This window comes from Paenibacillus gyeongsangnamensis, from assembly GCF_027533625.1.
In the GTDB taxonomy this organism is placed as follows: domain Bacteria; phylum Bacillota; class Bacilli; order Paenibacillales; family NBRC-103111; genus Paenibacillus_G; species Paenibacillus_G gyeongsangnamensis.
In genome coordinates this window covers 116,165-135,293 of the sequence record NZ_JAQAGZ010000002.1, presented here as the reverse complement: position 1 = coordinate 135,293, position 19,129 = coordinate 116,165, and the positions used below count along the sequence as shown (strand labels likewise).

Sequence of the window (19,129 nt, the reverse complement as noted above, 5' to 3'; positions counted from 1 at the left end):
AAAGCCAAGCAGTCTGGGACATCGTATTCGATTTAATGAAGTTAACTTCATGTAACTTAATATAAATTTATTCACTCCTTCTCATGACAGGAATGATTCTTTATAATTGATATTGTCAGATTAATCGTTGATAAGTCGTATCGGAACCGATAAATCGATTTGTATCAAATGCACTTGCCGGATACGGCTGTGAACGCTCCGGCGGAAGAGACCATCTGGGCTATGGATAAGCTTGTACAAGACGGCAAAGTGTGCTATGTAGGCGTAAACAATTACAATGTTCCTTTATTTGGAAGTGATGCTTTCCGTAAGGCAAATTCGAGTCTCTTCACCCGAGGTATTCTATTCTGGGGCCTGCCATTGGCAGGGGATTGCCGTTTTTGTTCTGGAGAAAGAACGATTGGAAAATTAGCAAAACGAAGAGAGGACTCCATATGAATATCGATTTGAGAGGTCAAACAGCACTTATTACAGGGGCTTCGGGCCAGCTTGGCCGCGTTATGGCTCGAACGCTCGCTCGTTGCGGCGCTGATATTATCATTCACTATATTCGGAATGAGTCGAAGGCGGCCGAGTTGTCGCTTGAAATCGAAGGCATGGGTCGCCGCGCAATGACGATTCAAGCCGATGTGACCAAAGCGGATGAGGTCACCGCAATGAAGGAGCGCGCGCTCGAAGTTATGGGGCAGGTAGATATTGTTGTTGCCAATGCCGTCGTTCAGTACAAATGGACTTCGGTGCTCGATCAGCCGACGGAAGACTACGTCAGCCAGTTTGAATCGTGTGTACTGCAAAGCGTACTACTCGCGAAGGCTTTCATACCGGACATGGTGAAACGTAAAAAAGGTAGGGTCATCGGCATCAATACCGAATGCTCCATGCAAAATTTCCCTTCCCAATCCGCTTATGTGAGCGGCAAACGCGGGATGGACGGGCTGTACCGGGTGCTGGCGAAGGAAGTTGGTGAGCATCAGGTGACCGTTAACCAGGTCGCTCCGGGATGGACGATTAGCGACAAGGATCGTGAAAATCATACGGAAATCCAAGAATTGTATGAAAGCAAGGTGCCAATGAAACGCCGCGGCACCGATCAGGAAATCGCCAATGTGGTAGCGTTTCTGGCATCGGATTTGGCAAGTTTTATTACGGGAGCATTTATTCCGGTGAATGGCGGCAACGTAATGCCGGCGATATGAAGCATTTCTATTAAATAGCGAGATATTTGTTGCTGCGGAATAGGTTTGAAGTGATACTCAATCGCATCATCTATGGGGGTATATAAATGGAATATAGAACTCTTGGAAAATCGGGTATTCAAGTTTCCAGCCTTTGCTTCGGGACGATGTCTTTTGGCGGTGCAGCCGATGAACAAGCATCGGCTGCCATGTTTAAGCGGTGTCGGGAGTTAGGGATCAATTTCTTCGATACGGCCAACGTATATAACGAAGGTCGTTCGGAAGAAATACTAGGCAAATTGATTGCCGGCAGCCGTAATGAATTGGTGCTCACTTCCAAGGTGTGTATGCCAACCGGGGGAGACGTGAACGCAAGAGGGTTATCTCGCAGGCATATAATGCTCGAGGTTGAAAAAAGTTTAAAGCGACTAAATACCGATCGTCTGGAGCTGTATTTTGTCCATCATTTCGATTCCAATACGGCAATGGAGGAAACGCTGAGGGCCTTGGACGATCTGCAGCAGCAAGGGAAAATTATTTATCCGGCTGTCAGCAATTGGGCCGCGTGGCAAATCGCCAAGGCACTCGGCATTTCCTCCAAGGAAAGCCTTGCCCGATTCGAATGCATTCAGCCCATGTACAATTTAGCCAAAAGACAGGCGGAAGTGGAAATTCTGCCATTAGCGGAGTCCGAGAAGGTTGGTGTTATTTCCTACAGCCCGCTCGGAGGCGGATTGTTGACCGGGAAATACGGATCCGGCAATACAGAGGTTAAAGGCCGTTTAGTTGAGCAGAAGACGTATAATCTGCGTTATGGCGACAGCCAATATTATCAGATCGCGGAACGATTCACAGAATATGCACGGAGGCGTGAGCTGCATCCGGCATCCCTTGCCGTAGCATGGGTCATGTCTCATCCGGCGGTGACGGCGCCAATCATCGGAGCTCGCAATGTGGAGCAGCTTGAGCCTTCTCTTGCGGCACTGCAAATACAGATGACTCCGGAATGGCGCCAGGAAATTTCCGAGCTTTCGATAACTCCGCCGCCGGCAACAGATCGCAGAGAGGAATCATTACAATAGCTAGATTTAGGGATGTTTTTAATCAACACACCTAACGCTCAACCATCGGTTGGGCGTTATTAATTTTTCTTATGTGGAGGAATGAACCCCGAAACAATCGACCATTTTCAATGTGAAAAGCGAACCCCATCTCGTTTAAAACCGCATCGACTCGAAGAAACCAATAAACTCCTCTACGATCGGCGTCATAAACCGGTTCTTATTGTAGATGAAAAATATGCCTCTGGACAACAACCCTGAGTCCAAACTTTTATAAATCAGCTGGCCGTTCCTCACCTCATCCTCAACGGCTAACCGTGATAACAGGGAAATGCCCAACCGGCAAATGACGGCGCGTTTGATCGCCTCCGTAGTCCCGAGCTCAATGTCGCCTTTGCTTTCGATTAGCTGTTGGCCGGCCCACACTTCCATCATCCGGCGTGAAGACGAATCCTGGTCCCTCAAAATCCAATATTCGTTTTGCAGATGCTCAGGTCCTATTTTCTCGACATCAGCAAGCCGATGACCCGGATAAACAACCAGACCAAGCTCGTCATTAACCAAAGGAGTAATGACGAGATCAGGATCAACGATTTTGTTTTCGGCGACAAGACCAAAATCAATTTCAAACTTCTTCACCATGTCCACGATTTGCGGCGAGTTTTTCACTTGCACAATGATATTTACCTCGGGATAAACTTCACGCATTTTTCCAAGCAGCTTAGGAAGGAAATACGTTGCCGGCGTATTGCTCGATCCGACGATAATTTTCCCCTTTTTAAAATGAGCGTAATCGGAAAGTACCTGTTGGGCTTCTTCGGTCCACGAGACGATGCGGGAGGCAAAATGATGCAGCGCTTTGCCTTCTTCCGTTAAAAAAATGAGCTTGTGCCTTTGAATAAAAAGCGGAACTCCTGCGGCTTGCTCCAGCTTCTTCATATGAAATGTGACGGACGGTTGTTTGATATTGAGCAGGCCCGCTACAACCGTCAGCTTTTTATGTTCGGCAAGCAGCACTAATATTTTCAACTGCTGCAAATTAAACATAGATATCCGACTCCTTGAACTATAGATTTTATCTATAGATTAGCTTATAAATATCACTCATATATTAATTTTTACTTAAATTCACGTTAATTTTCGTATTACAAACTAACCTTAAAATGAAGTTAAAGATTCGGAAAGGAGCTGAAGACGTGGAGGGGCACATTGCTGCAAATAATTTAAAGAGAGTACAGGCAGATGCGCCGATGAGAATGTCACGGAGAAAAAAAAGCTTGAGCCGCATTTTGACGCCGTACGTATTCGTTTTTCCTGCGATGGCGTTTCTCATTATTTTCGTACTGCTGCCGCTGATTATGACATTTGTGCTTAGCTTGACCGATTGGAATTTGATTTCGGTCGATTTCAATTGGGTCGGCATAACGAATTATGTAAAGATGTTAAGCAGCGCAGATTTTTGGAAAGTTGTTAACAACACACTGGTGTTCGGAGCTTTTTCCGTCGGATTTACGATTGCCGCCGCCTTGATCCTTGCGGTGCTGCTCGATAAAAAAATCAGAAGCATTCGTCTTTTCAGAAGCTTGATTTTTTTGCCCTACATTACGCCGATGGTTGCCGTCAGCACAGTATGGATTTGGATGTACGACCAGAATTTCGGTTTAATCAACTGGTTTACGGGGCTGTTCGGAGCACCGCAAATCCCGTGGCTGACCAAACCGGGTTGGGCGATGGCCGCCGTGATCATTGCGAAAGTATGGAAAGTCGTTGGATATTATGCGGTTCTGCTCATTGCCGGGATGCAAAACATTCCCGAAGACCTGTACGAGGCAGCCCGAATCGACGGAGCCGGCGAAAAGCGAATTTTTTTCAAAATTACGCTGCCGCTGCTCTCGCCTTATATTTTGTTCATTATGATCGTCGCGATCATCGCTTCGTTCCAAGATTTCGATATGGTGTTTACGATGACCCATGGCGGGCCGGCGGACAGCACAAACATGCTCATTTACTATTTATATCAATTCGGCTTCGAGTTTTTTGAGGTTGGCTACGCGTCCTCCGTGTCCGTGTTCCTGTTTCTCGTCTTGTTTATGATCACTTGGCTGCAGGTATACGTCTCCAAAAAGTGGGTGCATTACTCTTGAAAAACATGCAGACGCTGCAACATTCGCTGATCGTCGCATTTTTGTCCGTGCTTTCGCTCTTCATGGCGCTTCCATTTATTTGGATGTTCGTTACCTCCTTCAAGGCGTACGACGAGGTTTTCGTTTATCCGCCGCAATTTATCCCGGCAACACTGCATTGGTCGAATTTTGCTGAGGTGATGAAAGCCGCACCGTTCGGCACCTACTTTAGAAACAGTGTATCGATGACGATCTTGATTACCGTCTTTCAGTTGGTCAGCTCTGTGCTCGCCGCTTACGCTTTTGCCCGAATGAGCTTTAAGGGACGGCAAGCCATGTTTCTGCTCGTGCTCTCTACCATGATGGTTCCCATTTATGTCACCTTTATTCCAAATTTCCTTGTCATAAAGCAGCTGGGAATCTTTAATACGTATTGGGCTTTGATCGTTCCGTTTGGCGCCAGCGCCTTTGGCATTTTTATGATAAGACAAGCTTTTCTGCAGGTTCCGAAAGAATTGGAAGAGGCGGCGACGCTCGATGGCTGCAACCATCTGCAAATCATTTGGCATGTCATGGTTCCGTTATCGATGTCTTCGATTCTTACGTTCGCTTTAATCAGTATTATTTCACACTATAACGATTTTTTCTGGCCTCTGGTCGCAACAAACTCCGAGGAATTAAGAACGCTCCAGGTTGGCCTGGCCAGCATGATCACGGATGAAGGCGGGAGCCAAGGAACTCAGTGGAATGTCGTCATGGCCGCTTCATCGCTGATTATTTTGCCGCTCATTATCGCGTTTGTCATCGTGCAAAAGCATATTATTCGAGGGATCGCCACAACAGGCTTAAAATAATCCCGCAGTACACACTACATCAAAAAAGCACAAAAAGGAGTCTACTTAATGAACAAGAAATCCATCATTGCGCTTACTGCCCTCACAATGATTGCTACAGCCTGTTCCAGCGCCAAGCCGGCCGCTACGGGCGCAGCAAATGCCCCCGTTTCCTCAGGCGGTTCAAGCACGGCTGCGGCAACCAACAAAGGACCTGTCCAAATCGAGTTCTGGCATGCTATGGGCGGCGAGCTGGGGAAGGTACTCCAGACGCAGATCGACAATTTCAACAAATCGCAAAACGAAGTTGTGGTGAAACCCGTGTTCCAGCAAAGCTATGATGTTACCGGGGAAAAACTGCAGGCTGCCGTCGTCGCCGGCAGCGTACCGGATGTTGCACAATTGAATACACGGGTATGGCCGGCGTTCGCCCAAAACGGTGCTTTGCTGCCGCTCGACAACTATATCAATGCCGATAAAGATTTTAACGCCGCCGACCTGAAAAAAGGCCTGATGGTCAACACTGCTTTGAACGGCAAGCAATATACGCTTCCTTACAACCGCAGCACGCCGATTTTGTATTACAACAAAGATATTATAAAGGAAATCGGCCTCGATCCGGAAAATCCGGTGCATACGTGGGACGAACTGGTTGCGGCGGCGAAAAAAGCGACGGTCGTAACGAACGGGAAAACGGATCGCTTCGGCTTTGCGGCCAGCATGTCGGGCTGGTACGATTATTCCATGATTTGGTCCGCCGGCGGCGATGTGCTCGGACCAGACATGAAGACCGTTTTGCTGGATAAGCCTGAAGCTTCGCGCGGTTTGCAGCTGTGGGTAGATATGGTCAATAAAGATAAGTCCATGATGCCCCCTGTCGGCGGGACGAGCACAAGCGGCTCCGGCGCAGGTCAAAGCTTGGAGACGAGCTTCTACAACGGAAAAGTCGCTTTCTTTATCAGCAGTACAGCCAGTCTGTCGACCATCATGAACAACGTGAAATTCCCGCTTGGAGCCACTTTCATGCCGAAATTCAATGAGTATGCGACCCCGACGGGGGGCGCCAACTTTGCGATCATGGCTAAGACGTCCAAGGAAAAGCAGGATGCGGCATGGAAATTTATCAAATTTATGATGTCCAAGGAGCAAACCATCTTCTTTTCGCAAAATTCCGGTTATTTAACGACTCGAGTATCTGCAGAAACGTCACCGGAAATGCAAGAGTTTTATAAAAAGGAACCACTCTTTACCGTCGCATTGAAGCAGCTCGATTATGCCAAAGAAGTGCCCTCGCTCGAACAGACGAAACGGATTGAGACGGAGCTTGACAAAGCGATGGAAAAAGCAGTTACCACCAATATCCCTGCTGAGAAAGCAATGAAGGAAGCGGCGGACAAGATTAGAGCGTTCATAAAGTAAATAGCGGATTGCATTCAAACAATGGGAAAGGACATCATTTATTTATGGAAATTAATATTTATCATTTTGTTGATGGGGCTAGACAAGCGAAAGGCTTGACCGTAATTATCGACGTATTCCGGGCTTTCTCTGTCGCCTGCTATTTGACAGCGGGCGGAGTTAAAGATTTGCTTCCGGTCGGCAGCATCGATACGGCTTATAAACTAAAGGAAGCCAACCCTGAGTTCATTCTTATAGGGGAACGCGGCGGACTGATTCAACCGGGATTCGATTACGGCAATTCCCCGTTTGCCGTCCAATCCGTCGATTTTACAGGAAAAACCATTGTGCATACGACCAGTGCAGGCACACAAGGTATTGTCAACGCGATACACGCGGATGAGATTATTACGGGAGGCTTTGTCAACGCGCAGGCCATCATCAATTACATCCGCGAGAAAAATCCGGATTTCGTATCATTGGTTTGCATGGGGTGGGAAGCCGTGGAAGAGGCGGATGAAGATACGTTATTCGCTAACTATGTTAAAAATGCTTTGGAAGGCAAGCCTAACGATTTTGCCGAAATCGTCCGTTTTATGCGTCACGAAAGCAAGACCGGGAAGTTTCTGGATACTCGCGACGGTGCATCCGCTCCGCCTGAAGATTTTGATTTATGCTTAAGTTTGGATCGCTTTCCTTTTGTTTTAAAAGCGGAGCCGTTCGGAAATGCTTTGGTGAAGCTTCGTAAAGTAAATGTCTTATCGTGAGGAGGGCACAACTATGGTATTTCAAGCTGAGAGCCATGCGGCAAACCGCCGCATACTGATTATCGGGACGGACGGGCTGCGGCCGGATAGTTTCGATCCTGAGCTTATGCCAACCTACGCCGAGCTGATGAAGCGCGGGACCTTGTTCACTTCGTTTCATGCCGCTTATCCGTCGGAAACGAGAGTCAGCATGACCACCTTGACGACCGGGGTTTATCCCGGCCGTCACGGCGTTGTAGGCAATCTGAAATATGTACCCGGATTTGGCGAAGACGGGTTGGTCCAAACCGGAAACGACAAGCACTTGTTGTCCTACAGTCGGATGAAGTCCGAGCCGTTCATCTTGTGTCCGACCTTGGGAGATCGGCTGCATGAACATGGGAAATGTCTCGCCGTTGCCGCTTCCAGCTCGCCGGGTGCATCGCTCTTATGGAACCTGAATCATCCGGAATTGGTCGTAAATCCGTCCTCATGGTATGGAGTAAGCAAGCTTGAGCAGCTGCATAACCAGTTGGGGAACGTTCCCGAAGAGCGAAGTAGAGTGAAGAAGGAACGCGCTTTGTGGGCGGCCAGGGCGCTGACCGACATTCATTTGAAAAATCCGGATAATCAAGTCATGGTGCTATGGTTATCCGAACCTGACGCAAGCCAGCATGACTACGGGCTGGGGTCTCCGGAAAATAAAGAAGCGCTGCGCTTGATCGATCATTGTCTGTCTGAGGTGCTCAAAGCCGTGGAACGGGAAGGGTTAAGCGAACAGCTGGACATATTTTTGATAAGCGACCATGGACATTCTACGGTGCGAGCGCAGGGATCGCTGCAGGGTCATATCCAAAGAGCTTGCGACGAATTGGGGCTGCAGTCAAAGTTTGTCACAACCGGCCACTATGTGTACGCTGCTGCAGAACAAGAGCTTTCCAATCAAGATGTCGCAGCTCTCATCTCGTGGCTGCAAGCTCAAGAATGGTGCGAGCTTGTGTTTGCAGGACCGTCGGAGTTCGTCGATTTGCGAGGCGTACTGCCGCTGGAGCTTTTGCTGGGACCGATTTCGCATAACCGCGCCCCGCTGATAGCAATCCAACCGAAATGGAATGATGCGGCGAACGAATACGGCATACCCGGCACGACACAGACGCTCACTTCCTCATCGGTACTTCTATCGACGCACGGCACGGTTAGTCCTTACGATATTCAAGCTTTTTGTATGGGTGTCGGCAGCAGCTTTAAGCAAGGTTACGTTTCCAATATTCCTTGCGGCATTGTCGATATTGCCCCTACAGTTTGCCATTTGATCGGACTTCGATCGGAATCCGGCTTCGACGGCAGAATTCTCGCCGAAGCGCTTCAGCCGGAGCTTATTAAGGGGCTTCAACAGGAACCTGAAGTAAAGAAGACTAAAGTGGAGAGTGGTTTGAAATCCGCTAAAGGCTTGAATGTATTAACCGTCAACCGAACAAATTACGTTGTCGGATGCTAATTAGTTAAGAAACAAATTGTTGGCACTTCTGTTTTCATACCCGCGACCAATCCACTTCATTCCTTTCAAGTAAACACTTTCATTACGATCGTGATCTCGGAGAGATAATGACAAGCTGTCGGTTTCCTATCGGCAGCTTGTTGTGCTACTTGGGTGGCACTATTACCGTCGAATCCAAGAACGCCCCATGTCAAAACTTCTGCATCGGCGGTGATAATTTCTTGCCTATTATTCTATTCTTTGGAATCCGGAACTGGAATGAATTTTTAGAGTGGAACGCAGCTAGCGGCGGGCGTATTGGCAAAGTGACCTTGGCTTCGAAAAAAATGGAGCCATTGCGTTCATCGAAAAATTATGTAAATTGGGGATTGTTGCTTCTATAGGCCACTGCAATGCTTCGAAGGAGCAAATTCAGGCAGCTGTTCGAGCTGGGGCTACGATGAGTACGCATTTGGGCAATGGGGCTCATCCGTATATTAAGCGTCATCCGAATTATATTTGGGCTCAGCTAGCTGATGATCGTCTGTGGGCGGGACTCATTCCGGACGGTTTTCATCTCCCTGCATCCACGCTGAAAAGTATCGCTATCCACTCAGCTCTTAGAGATCTTCCACGCTTTAAAAGTAAGTGGAAAAGCAAGCCATGACCATGGCGGGATCATAGGGAAAGGTCAAGGGTTAACTTCAAGTAATTTAGTATAAATTTATTCACTCCTTCTCATAAAAGAAATAACCATCTATAATTGAAAATGGAGTTGATCAGAATTGAAAATTTTCAATGATGGGACGTGAATGATGAATGATTTACGAGTTGAGAATTTATACGATTCTTCCAGGAAGAATAGATGCGATTCGAAAGCGTTTTTCCGATCATACGCTTGGTATTTTTGCCAGACTTGGCATGCAGGTCTGTGATTTCTGGGAGGATTTGGAGGAACATCCTAAGCTGTATTACACGATGAAATACGAAAGCATGGAAGAGCGGACAAGACAGTGGGAAACTTTTTCGCAAGACGAAGAGTGGAACGAAGTGAAACAAAAATCCGAGCTGGACGGAAAAATTGTCGAACGCGTTGAACAGGTTTTTATGAAACGAGCGGATTATTTTAAAGGATAGGGAGGAAATAGCAAGCGGAATACAACTTTAGGAAAAGTCCGGTTTGATCGATGACGCGGACAGGGGAGGTCTTGATGACTCCACCTGTCCTTTTCTTATCATATGCACTGCTTCAATTCCTCTTATTAATCGTTAGCGTATGAGAAAGATCCTTGCTTTCATAAATGGTTCCCTTCGGACGATGAAAACCTTTTAAGTGATCGTGCAGGTATTGACGGTTTCTCATAAAGGGTTCATCATCAAGCTCAATGCTTTTAATTTGTACTTGATTATTATTCAATTCAATGATCCTTATGGAAGGATGGCATATAGCCGCTGCTGTTTGGATATAGTGCCAGCTGTCCTTTTCTACTATCGAGTGTGTATGCGTATGACCGTTAAAGTAAAGTCCGGTTCCCTTATGCGATGACAAAAGGGGGCGGATGTCCTGGAAGGGTTCAAACGGGGCATCCGTACCCGGTGAGCTCGACGTGGTGCCCGGAACCGGGTGATGGGCGAATATCATCAAAGCTTTATCTTCGGACCGCCGCAGTTGTTCCGGAAGCCATTCCCATTGCTCCGCATCCAAACCCCACCCGTGCAGCTCCAATTCTTTAGTTGTATCCAAGAATACGAGCAGTGCCTCATCCGTCTCGATCACAGAATAACGCGGTTGATTGGTATACTGTAAGAGCTCTGATTTCGGATAAGCCAAAATATCATGATTGCCTAACACAAATCGGAAGTTTCTGCTGCCGTTTCTCACATAATGGTGAATAGCTTCAAATTCTTCCCTGATTCCAAGATGGGTAATATCCCCTATTGAGATATGATAATCCGCTTCCGTTTCCAGGAAAGTTTGAAAGTAATATTTAAAAAATTGATCTCTGGCCTCGATTAACAAGGGATTATCTTCCTTTGTAACAGCAGGATAATGCAGATCGCCCATAAGTGCAATTTTCAACATTCAGTATTCCTCCCAAATTTACAGATCCAACATGATTCGCTTACGGTTTCGAAAAACAGCCCATTCTTTAAAGCCGATTTCCCGCAGCCGCGTTCTTACCAAGTCCCAATCGTCAGCTACGCGCTGAGGCTGATGCGCATCGGAACCGAATGTGATTTTAACGCCGTAGTAAAGAGCTCTCTCCAAGATGGTATCGCATGGGAACCAGGCCATGCAGTCGTTTAATTTACCTGACGTATTAACTTCAATCGCCACGTTAGATTGGCTTATGATCTTGAGCATGCCCGCATCGATCATGGTGAGTATGGAAATCAAATTTCATTTTCATTCTCCTTATGGATTAGGTTAGGGCGCATGAACTCCCATCGGAGCGGTAGACTTCCGGATGACCAATTTTGTCGGAATCTCCACTCTGCGGCGCTCCTGGTCAGGATTTTCAATGAAGGACAGGATAAGCTTTACCGCTTCTTGGCCGACCAGATGCTCCTGCTGCAGGACACAGGTTGGAGCTATTCTGGAAAACGTGGAAAATTCGTAATCATCGAAGAAACAAACGGATAAGTCCTCCGGCACGCGGATACCCATATCCGAAGCGGTCTCGATAACGGATAATCCGAGTGCGGAATTGACGGCAAATATGGCGGTCATATCGGGATTTTGCTTTATAAAAGACTGTATTTCGCTTTTGACCGAATCGTCGATCCTTCCCTCGCTTATCATGAGGTTGACCTGATCCAATTGAAATTGCGTCCTTCTCATTCGGTGCTCAACGGGAAGCTTGAAATCAGCAAGCGCTTGCTCGTAGCCCGCGAGCCTATCCTCAATGCTGCTGGTATCCTTGGATTCGGTAGATACGAAGCCGACTTTTGTATGTCCGAGCTGGATCAAATGGGAAATAGCCTCGTAGGCTCCTCTTGAGTTGGCGGAAAAAACGCAATTCGTTTCTATCCCTCTAAGGTAACGGTCCACGATTACCAGTGGATATGGATTCAGAGTAAGCCTTAAAATATCCTCGCTGTACGTTACTCCTTCCACGGGATAAATGATAATCCCCGCTACATTTAACCGCAGGACATCCTGCAGTACCTGCTTTTCCTTCTCTTTGGAATTATACGTTTTGCATAATAACAGATGGTATCCGTGCTTCGATAATTCTTCCTCTATCCCGTTGATCAGGTGGAGGGAACGAATAGTTTTCGCCAAGGGAAGGATGAGGGCAATGAATTTCTCCTTATTATCGGCGGGGCTTGCTTCGTATAGTACAGGCTCACCGGACATATCGGAAATGTAAGAGCCTTTGCCTTGAATTCGGTACACAAGACCCTTGTCCATTAAATTAAGAAGCGCGTTCTTCACCGTAAGGCGGCTAACGTCGAATAACGAGGCCAATTCCGTTTCCGAAGGAAGCTTATGATGGGCCTTCCAATCGTGCAAGCGCATCTGATCGAATATGTACTGTTCGATTTGCTTGTAAAGAGGTACACGCTTAACTGATTTGGACATATTGTTTATCACTTCCAACCTTCCAGTATAATTGTACATGACAAATATATAACTTAAACGGCTCACGTGTAAATAAGGATTCAGCGGCTTTACAAAACCTTATAAATTTATCTTTACAAATATTTAAATTGACGTTTATCCTACGGAAATCTATATTTACAGTTAGTAAGGTGAGAAACAAGGAGCACACGTATATTATGATTAGATAAGTATACAAGTTCGATTTGCTTCCGCTGGATCTATCCATTCTGCCGTAAGACATCTATTATCTAAAAAGAAATCGATTACCCATTTCCTCATTTTTAAAAAAAGCAGCTAAATCACTAGCCAGAGAGTCCGGAGGGGATTACGATTTATTATTCAGAGGAAAAAATAGCGGCAAGAATTGAGTTGTACGGCAGGAATTACGAATGCCAAACGATTGTCGTTATTCGGAAAGGAAGATCATATGAAAAATAAAATTATAGGATCATATTTGATGCTGATTCCGGCGTTGATCTTTTTTATCGCATTTTCTTACTATCCGTTCATACATGCGATCATCATAAGCTTCTATGAGTCCAATATAGCTACCGGTGATCACCCGGTCTTTAACGGGCTTGGAAATTATGCGACTGTGCTGCATGAGCCGCTTTTCTGGAAGTCGTTCATCAACAATATCGTGTTCGCGGCGGGAACCGTCCCAACCGGTGTGGGCCTGGGCCTCCTTTTCGCAGTGATGGTTCACAATCGGGTCAGGTTTACCACTCTTTACCGCACCATGCTTTTTTATCCGCATATTTTGCCGATGATTGCGGCAGCTAATATATGGCTGTTCCTACTGAACCCGGACATCGGACTTATCCGCCAAGTCATGGGCTGGTTTCACAAGCAGAGTTGGGATCCGTTGGGGGATGTACATGCGGCGATGCCGTCGCTAATGATTATCACGTTATGGAAAGAGGCCGGCTTCTTTATGCTTCTTTACTTGGCTGGCCTACAGCAGCTGCCTAGGGAGATTTATGAGGCCGCCCGCTTGGACGGAGCTTCGCCCTGGCGCATCTTTTGGCGAATCACGCTGCCTCTATTAGGCCCGACCACATTATTCGTTAGTGTCATTGCCCTTGTGAATTCCCTGCAATCGGTTGATCAGATATATATTTTAACGAACGGAGGGCCGAATAACGCAACCATTTCGCTGCTTTACTACATCTATAAAGCCGCATTCCAAAACTGGGACATTGGTATGGCGAGTACATTAACGGTTATTTTAGCCGTAATCTTATCGTGTATTATGATGCTGAATTACTTTGTATTTGACAAAAAAGTCCACTATAACTAACCCTAAGGAGTAAATCGAAATGAAAAAGAACATGTTCAAAATGGCAGGCATCTCCGTGCTAGCCACCTCAATGCTAGCAGGATGCTCGAATGGCGGAGCCGCAACGGGAACGCAGCCCGAGGCTCAAAAAGGAACAGAGACCGCGCAAAAAGTGAATTTGAAGTTTTATTACCCTGTAGCCGTTGCCGGCCCACTAACGAAAGTCATGGATGCCTATGTGAAAAGCTTCAACGATTCTCATCCCAACATTAACGTAGAGGCTGTTTACTCCGGCGATTATAATCAAACGATCACGAAGGTGCAGGCAGCGGTTAAAAGCGGAGATATGCCCGATGTAGCCGTCCTGTCAGCTACGGATGTGCTCCGGTTGCAAGATATCAAAGCCATCGTACCCTTAGAATCTTATGTAAAGAATGACAAAGACGGCGATGCGTATATCAACGATTTCTTCCCCGGATTGCTTTCGGAAGCAAAGATGGGACAAGGCGACCATCTCTGGGCGATTCCTTATCAACGAAGCACTCCGCTGCTTTACTTTAACAAGGAAGCATTCAAGGAAGCCGGTCTTGACCCCAATAAAGCGCCGGCCAATTGGGAGGAATTTTCGGCTTACGCTAAAAAGCTCACGAAGAAGGATGCATCCGGCCAAGTAACTCAATGGGGCGGGATGATCGTAGAAAATGATACTTGGATTTTTCAGGCGCTTATGATGCAGGGAATGAACGGTGATAAACAAGTCGGAAATCAAGACGGAACGCAAGTGAAATACAATACGGATGCAACGAAAAACGCGATAAATTATTTGTTGAAGCTGGCAAAAGAAGATAAGGTTATCCCCGAAAAACTGGCCAACGGGGGAACTCTGCCGGCCGATTTCGTAGCCGGTAAGGCCGCAATGATCTATAATTCCTCAGGAAGTTTGGCGTTTATACGCGATAATGCAAAGTTTGATTTCGGGACGGCTTTTCTGCCTGCGGGGCAACAATATGCCGTGGCTTCGGGTGGCGGCAACCTCTATATGTTTAAGACGAACGACGCAAAACAAAAGGCGACCTGGGAATTCATTCGCTGGATGACGTCTCCCGAGCAGGCTGCGAAGTGGAGCACGGATTCCGGGTATGTGGCGACACGCAAATCTTCTTACAACGTCCCGACCTTTCAGGAATATTTGGCTAAATTTCCGCAAGCCGCAGTGCCGAAAGACCAGCTTCAATATGCCGGTGCTTGGCTTACAACCCACAATAATGCAGATGTAGGTAAAGCGATGCAAGACTCGATAGATTCCGTATTTACGGCCGGAACTCCCGTTGACCAAAGTTTGGCGGATGCTCAATCCAAAATCGATGCAGCATTGAAGCCCTTCAAAAAATAACTGATGTTTTAAGAGGGCGGTTATCGGAAACGGACTGCCCTCAACTTTTGCATTATATTGCTTAAACTTTAGGGGGATGACGAAATGTTCGGTCGCGTCTCGAAATATTTGCTTAACGCAATTTTGCTGATTCTGGGCGGGATTTGGCTCGTACCTTTTTTATGGATGGTTTCAGCGGCGTTCCGGTCGTCTTCGGATCTGCTCAACAATCCAAGCTGGATTCCAGCGCATATAACCTTGAAGGGCTTTCAAGAGGTATGGACTTCTGCACATTTTCCGACGCTTTATTCTAATACGCTTTGGATCGTCACGGTTGTGCTCATTGCGCAATATTTTATTGCCATTATGGCGGCATATGTTTTTGCAAGAAGACGTTTTCCGGGCAGCCATTTCTTGTTTCTCATTTGCATGATCCAATTGTTCATTCCGGGTGGAATTCTCATCGTTCCAAACTACGAGACGATTTTTCATCTGGGGCTGATCAATACGAAATGGGCGATCGTGCTGCCGTCGTTCGCCTCATCCTTTGCCATTTTTTATTTGCGTCAAGCCTTTAAATCGATTCCTGTAGAGCTGGAAGAAGCGGCTGTAATGGACGGCGCCGTAACCTGGCACTTATTGCGACATGTATTTGTGCCCTTGTCTGTACCGGCCCTGACTGCACTTGGAATCGTATCGGTCAGTTCGCATTGGAACGATTTTCTGTGGCCGCTGCTCGTCACCAATTCTCCGAGTAATCGGCCTGTGACAGTTGGCCTTGCCTTGTTCGCCCAAGCTTCCGAATCTGCGGCGGAATGGCCTTTAATTACAGCGGCGACATTAATCGTCATTTGTCCGCTCATGATCGTTTTTATTATTTTCCAACGTAAAATTGTAGAAAGCTTTTTACACACCGGTATTAAATGACAAATTGATAAGAGTATAGGGAGCCTGGTGCGGTTCGGAAAACTTTCAAGGAGCCATTGATAGCTTATACTCTCCAACCTCGTTTAAAACCACGTTGTCTCGAAGAAACGAATAAACTCCTCTACGATCGGCGTCATAAACCGGTTCCCATTGTAGATGAAAAATATGCCTCTGGACAACAATCCTGAGTCCAAACTTTTATAAATCAGCTGATGCATAAAGCAATCGTCACTGTTGTCGGCCAGAAAGCCTTTTCCTTATTTCTTCCAACGATCACGGCGGCGATAGCAGTACCTATAGTAAAACCGGTTAAAGCTATCGCCGAGCAAAGATCAGCTAATCCTTCAGAGCGACTCCCCCCCTCATGATTACGCTGTGATTTCCAAATCTTCTCATAGTTGTGCATTAGTATTAACGCATCAGATGGATTTATGCATAAAAAGGGAGGGAAGCTGAACATTATTAAGAAAACGATTACAATATGTTTTATTAGGCTTGAAAGTGTATTTGTTTGAAGATCTTTTAACAGGCACAGAAAGTTTCTGGCAAACGGGTATCTGAGGGACTGGCAGCTCTTCGGTCTTCAACCCAAAAAAACAGAATGCGAATCATCACACTCTGTTTTTTTGTTTCTAGACCTTCTAGGGCGGGTAGCGTCGTGACAACCTTTTGCAATCAAATTAGGCTTCAGCGCGATCGCTGCGTATTTGATCAAGATAGCTGTATATCGTTACTTTCGAAACCTGAAGGGATTCGGCAACTTTCTCTACAGCTCCTTTAATTAAAAAGACCCCTTTTTCGTCCATAAATTTGACAACCTCAATTTTTTTGGATTTATCCATCGTATCTACATCGTAATCTCCTATAATTTGTTGAATGAGTTGATTGGCGATTTCCTTCACATTCCCCAAAAGTTCAACTTCCTCTTTGATGGGTTCATCCTCTAAACTGGTGAAATTGTTTAAAAAATCCTGAAATTGCAGAAGAGACTGATAATCAAAATTAATGCAAAGAGCTCCGATCGCTACCCCGTCTTTGTCTCGAATTAGTGCGGTTGTTGATTTAATACGTCTTCCATCATCCGTTTGTGTTTGATAATTAGCAACTACATCATTCTGGAATTTTTTTGACAAAAGGACCCGGGTGAAAATATGGTTGATGGGCTGCCCGACCATTCTTCCAGTTACATGGTTATTAACTGTATAAATAACGGAATTTTGAGGGGTTGATAAATCATGCAGAACGACTTCACAATTGTCGCCAAACGTTTGGGCGATTGCATTAGCAATGGGAGCATATCGTAGCAATTCTTCTTTAGCGTCTTTATTCATCATAACACTCCTTATTATACCTCATAATAATAAATTACCCTTTTCAAAATATCCATATAAAAATTTATGCAATGTAAAATGTCACGATTGCGTTACAAAAAGTATTTGTGACATAAAACATAACACGGAATATAAATTTTTTAAAGTGAAATCGTGAGAAATATAATAAAATCTTATTGACAACCAGTAATTAGTGTTATATAAATTAACATATAAGCCAATTACTTTGATAAAAATTGACAATGCTAATGAATTTTTTTATTCCTTTTGTAGAAAAAATTATACATTCATTTGTAATCCAAGTAAAGATGTTTCATATCATTTTCACATAGGAGGAATAGAAATGAACAAGGTTTCCCATTTTATAGGCGGAAAGTTGGAAGAAAACAATTTAGGCGATACATTTTTTACATATAGTCCTTCATCTGGAGAGCAAGTGGCGGAAGTCGCTAAAGGAAACCGAGAGGACGCCCGGTTGGCAATAAGCGCTGCGATTGCAGGCAAAGAAAAGTTAGTGAAACTTTCGGTGTGGGATCGATCCGGGATATTGCGCAAGATTGCGGATAACCTTGAGAGAAGGAAAGAGGAAGTGGCCCTTGCCATCGCCTTGGAACAAGGCAAACCGTATTACAGCGAAGCGTTGATTGAAGTATCCCGCGCTATTGAAGGCTTCTCGATTTGCTCCGAACATATCAAATGGCTGGAAACTTCAGTGATTCCCGTCAAAGACCCATCCAAGAGAGTATGGTCGATCCGGCAACCCAAAGGAGTGTACGGAGTCATAACTCCCTGGAATTATCCTGTAAATATTCCCGTTGAATATATAGCGCCTGCAATAGCCACAGGGAATGCTATCGTATGGAATCCTTCTCCCACAGTTTCGTACACTGCCTGGAAGCTCATGCAATGTATTACCGAGGCGGATTTGCCTCCAGGAGCTTTTAACATGGTTACCGGACCCGGGCAGGAAGTGGGAGACGAAGTTGTCTTGCACAAGGGTGTGAATGGAATTGGATTTACCGGCAGCACTCGGGTAGGAAGCATGATTGCTCAGAGGGGGGCGGGTAAGTCGTTACTCCTTGAGCTGGGTGGCAACGGCCCGACTATCATCTTGGAGGATGCCGATTTAGACAAGCGAGCGCTCGATGGAATTGCATCCGCCTGTTTTTTTAATGCGGGACAAGTTTGCGCAGCATCCGGGCGCATCCTGGTTCATAAGTCTCGCGAAACAGAAGTAATAGAGGGATTGCTTGATTACGCCAAAGCATTAACCGTTGGAGAATCTTTCGATCCGAAGACGACCATGGGTCCAATGCACCAAGAAAATACTTGCAAGACGATGGATCTTCAAATTCAAGACGCAATCGAAAAAGGTGGTGAAGTGCTATACGGCGGTAAAAGAGCGGAAGGGTTTAAAACAAACTTGTTTTACGAACCCACGGTCATCAGGAATGTTCACCCGGATTCGTTAGCCAACTGCGAAGAGACATTCGGCCCGCTTGCCCCAATCGTAACTTTTGACGATGAAAAAGAACTAAAAGAAATCATTAACAAGAGTAGAATGGGTTTAACATCAGCCGTATTTACCAGTAACATGTCCAAGGCTATATTAATGGCGGAAGAACTCAAAACAGGGATCGTCAACATTAATGACCGAAGCAGTTATTGGGAGTTGCACATTCCATTTGGCGGATTTGCCGGACAGGACAGCGGTCAAAGACGTCTGGGAGGCATGAAAGTTTTAGAGGAAATGTCGGACTTAAAAACAATTACGATGACTATTAAATAGGAGGGTTACTT

General features: G+C 45.9%; 18 protein-coding genes. 13 read left to right on the top strand and 5 right to left on the bottom strand.

The annotated features are described in order from the left end of the window. Window positions 1–159: 159 nt before the first annotated feature. The 3 genes from O9H85_RS37640 (at window position 160) to O9H85_RS03625 (ending at window position 2,257) form a co-directional block, all read left to right on the top strand. Complete coding sequence (locus O9H85_RS37640) at window positions 160–438, top strand: aldo/keto reductase (protein ID WP_409348095.1); 279 nt, start codon at window positions 160–162, stop codon at window positions 436–438. Beyond that, window positions 435–1,196 carry an SDR family NAD(P)-dependent oxidoreductase gene (locus O9H85_RS03630; protein ID WP_269879936.1) on the top strand — a complete coding sequence of 254 codons (762 nt, stop codon included), beginning with the start codon at window positions 435–437 and terminating at the stop codon, window positions 1,194–1,196. The genes O9H85_RS37640 and O9H85_RS03630 overlap by 4 nt, the downstream gene beginning before the upstream one ends. 86 nt (window positions 1,197–1,282) lie before the next feature. Then, window positions 1,283–2,257, top strand: coding sequence for an aldo/keto reductase (locus O9H85_RS03625; RefSeq protein ID WP_269879935.1), 975 nt, complete (start codon window positions 1,283–1,285; stop codon window positions 2,255–2,257). 135 nt (window positions 2,258–2,392) lie between these two features. On the opposite strand, the gene O9H85_RS03620 is transcribed toward O9H85_RS03625, so the two are convergent. Then, the gene (locus O9H85_RS03620) at window positions 2,393–3,283 is read right to left on the bottom strand and encodes a LysR substrate-binding domain-containing protein (RefSeq protein ID WP_269879934.1); all 891 of its coding nucleotides are present in this window, start codon (window positions 3,281–3,283) and stop codon (window positions 2,393–2,395) included. Between the two features lie 230 nt (window positions 3,284–3,513). On the opposite strand from O9H85_RS03620, the gene O9H85_RS03615 reads away from it, so the two are divergent. The 6 genes from O9H85_RS03615 (at window position 3,514) to O9H85_RS03590 (ending at window position 9,950) form a co-directional block, all read left to right on the top strand. Further along, window positions 3,514–4,380 (top strand): carbohydrate ABC transporter permease, encoded by an 867-nt coding sequence (locus O9H85_RS03615; protein WP_269879933.1) that lies wholly within the window; start codon window positions 3,514–3,516, stop codon window positions 4,378–4,380. Between the two features lie 5 nt (window positions 4,381–4,385). Beyond that, complete coding sequence (locus O9H85_RS03610; protein WP_269880148.1) at window positions 4,386–5,213, top strand: carbohydrate ABC transporter permease; 828 nt, start codon at window positions 4,386–4,388, stop codon at window positions 5,211–5,213. 48 nt (window positions 5,214–5,261) lie between these two features. Continuing rightward, window positions 5,262–6,611, top strand: a complete 1,350-nt coding sequence (locus O9H85_RS03605; RefSeq protein ID WP_269879932.1) for an ABC transporter substrate-binding protein — start codon at window positions 5,262–5,264, stop codon at window positions 6,609–6,611. 44 nt (window positions 6,612–6,655) lie between these two features. Further along, entirely contained in the window at window positions 6,656–7,357 is a 702-nt protein-coding gene (locus O9H85_RS03600) for a 2-phosphosulfolactate phosphatase (RefSeq protein ID WP_269879931.1), read from the top strand. Window positions 7,358–7,370: 13 nt separating this feature from the next. Next, window positions 7,371–8,834: an alkaline phosphatase family protein gene (locus O9H85_RS03595; protein WP_269879930.1), complete on the top strand. Its 1,464-nt coding sequence runs from the start codon at window positions 7,371–7,373 to the stop codon at window positions 8,832–8,834. Between the two features lie 798 nt (window positions 8,835–9,632). Further along, window positions 9,633–9,950 (top strand): NIPSNAP family protein, encoded by a 318-nt coding sequence (locus tag O9H85_RS03590; RefSeq protein WP_269879929.1) that lies wholly within the window; start codon window positions 9,633–9,635, stop codon window positions 9,948–9,950. A gap of 112 nt (window positions 9,951–10,062) precedes the next feature. On the opposite strand, the gene O9H85_RS03585 is transcribed toward O9H85_RS03590, so the two are convergent. The 3 genes from O9H85_RS03585 to O9H85_RS03575 are packed head-to-tail and all read right to left on the bottom strand — an operon-like array spanning window position 10,063 to window position 12,399. Beyond that, window positions 10,063–10,896 (bottom strand): metallophosphoesterase family protein, encoded by an 834-nt coding sequence (locus O9H85_RS03585; RefSeq protein ID WP_269879928.1) that lies wholly within the window; start codon window positions 10,894–10,896, stop codon window positions 10,063–10,065. Between the two features lie 18 nt (window positions 10,897–10,914). After that, on the bottom strand, window positions 10,915–11,211 hold the full coding sequence (locus O9H85_RS03580; protein WP_269879927.1) for a PHP domain-containing protein: 297 nt from the start codon (window positions 11,209–11,211) through the stop codon (window positions 10,915–10,917). A gap of 30 nt (window positions 11,212–11,241) precedes the next feature. Next, the gene (locus tag O9H85_RS03575) at window positions 11,242–12,399 is read right to left on the bottom strand and encodes a GntR family transcriptional regulator (RefSeq protein WP_269879926.1); all 1,158 of its coding nucleotides are present in this window, start codon (window positions 12,397–12,399) and stop codon (window positions 11,242–11,244) included. Window positions 12,400–12,847: 448 nt separating this feature from the next. Between O9H85_RS03575 and O9H85_RS03570 the strand changes: the two genes are divergently transcribed. The 3 genes from O9H85_RS03570 to O9H85_RS03560 all read left to right on the top strand — a co-directional run bounded on the left by O9H85_RS03570 (window position 12,848) and on the right by O9H85_RS03560 (window position 15,998). Then, window positions 12,848–13,720, top strand: coding sequence for a carbohydrate ABC transporter permease (locus O9H85_RS03570; protein WP_269879925.1), 873 nt, complete (start codon window positions 12,848–12,850; stop codon window positions 13,718–13,720). 19 nt (window positions 13,721–13,739) lie between these two features. After that, window positions 13,740–15,092 carry an ABC transporter substrate-binding protein gene (locus O9H85_RS03565; protein ID WP_269879924.1) on the top strand — a complete coding sequence of 451 codons (1,353 nt, stop codon included), beginning with the start codon at window positions 13,740–13,742 and terminating at the stop codon, window positions 15,090–15,092. 84 nt (window positions 15,093–15,176) lie between these two features. Continuing rightward, window positions 15,177–15,998, top strand: a complete 822-nt coding sequence (locus O9H85_RS03560; RefSeq protein WP_269879923.1) for a carbohydrate ABC transporter permease — start codon at window positions 15,177–15,179, stop codon at window positions 15,996–15,998. Window positions 15,999–16,678: 680 nt separating this feature from the next. On the opposite strand, the gene O9H85_RS03555 is transcribed toward O9H85_RS03560, so the two are convergent. After that, entirely contained in the window at window positions 16,679–17,329 is a 651-nt protein-coding gene (locus O9H85_RS03555; protein WP_269879922.1) for a helix-turn-helix transcriptional regulator, read from the bottom strand. A gap of 343 nt (window positions 17,330–17,672) precedes the next feature. Here O9H85_RS03555 and O9H85_RS03550 point away from each other — a divergent pair, with 343 nt between their 5' ends. Beyond that, the gene (locus O9H85_RS03550) at window positions 17,673–19,118 is read left to right on the top strand and encodes an aldehyde dehydrogenase family protein (RefSeq protein WP_269879921.1); all 1,446 of its coding nucleotides are present in this window, start codon (window positions 17,673–17,675) and stop codon (window positions 19,116–19,118) included. Window positions 19,119–19,129: the final 11 nt, after the last annotated feature.

What these genes read in the sequence shown, in the direction of transcription:
- O9H85_RS03630 (WP_269879936.1), top strand. Translation starts at nt 435, where the DNA reads ATGAATATCGATTTGAGAGGTCAAACAGCACTTATTACAGGGGCTTCG.
- O9H85_RS03625 (WP_269879935.1), top strand. Translation starts at nt 1,283, where the DNA reads ATGGAATATAGAACTCTTGGAAAATCGGGTATTCAAGTTTCCAGCCTT.
- O9H85_RS03620 (WP_269879934.1), bottom strand. Translation starts at nt 3,283, where the DNA reads ATGTTTAATTTGCAGCAGTTGAAAATATTAGTGCTGCTTGCCGAACAT.
- O9H85_RS03610 (WP_269880148.1), top strand. Translation starts at nt 4,386, where the DNA reads ATGCAGACGCTGCAACATTCGCTGATCGTCGCATTTTTGTCCGTGCTT.
- O9H85_RS03605 (WP_269879932.1), top strand. Translation starts at nt 5,262, where the DNA reads ATGAACAAGAAATCCATCATTGCGCTTACTGCCCTCACAATGATTGCT.
- O9H85_RS03600 (WP_269879931.1), top strand. Translation starts at nt 6,656, where the DNA reads ATGGAAATTAATATTTATCATTTTGTTGATGGGGCTAGACAAGCGAAA.
- O9H85_RS03595 (WP_269879930.1), top strand. Translation starts at nt 7,371, where the DNA reads ATGGTATTTCAAGCTGAGAGCCATGCGGCAAACCGCCGCATACTGATT.
- O9H85_RS03590 (WP_269879929.1), top strand. Translation starts at nt 9,633, where the DNA reads ATGATTTACGAGTTGAGAATTTATACGATTCTTCCAGGAAGAATAGAT.
- O9H85_RS03585 (WP_269879928.1), bottom strand. Translation starts at nt 10,896, where the DNA reads ATGTTGAAAATTGCACTTATGGGCGATCTGCATTATCCTGCTGTTACA.
- O9H85_RS03575 (WP_269879926.1), bottom strand. Translation starts at nt 12,399, where the DNA reads ATGTCCAAATCAGTTAAGCGTGTACCTCTTTACAAGCAAATCGAACAG.
- O9H85_RS03570 (WP_269879925.1), top strand. Translation starts at nt 12,848, where the DNA reads ATGAAAAATAAAATTATAGGATCATATTTGATGCTGATTCCGGCGTTG.
- O9H85_RS03565 (WP_269879924.1), top strand. Translation starts at nt 13,740, where the DNA reads ATGAAAAAGAACATGTTCAAAATGGCAGGCATCTCCGTGCTAGCCACC.
- O9H85_RS03560 (WP_269879923.1), top strand. Translation starts at nt 15,177, where the DNA reads ATGTTCGGTCGCGTCTCGAAATATTTGCTTAACGCAATTTTGCTGATT.
- O9H85_RS03555 (WP_269879922.1), bottom strand. Translation starts at nt 17,329, where the DNA reads ATGAATAAAGACGCTAAAGAAGAATTGCTACGATATGCTCCCATTGCT.
- O9H85_RS03550 (WP_269879921.1), top strand. Translation starts at nt 17,673, where the DNA reads ATGAACAAGGTTTCCCATTTTATAGGCGGAAAGTTGGAAGAAAACAAT.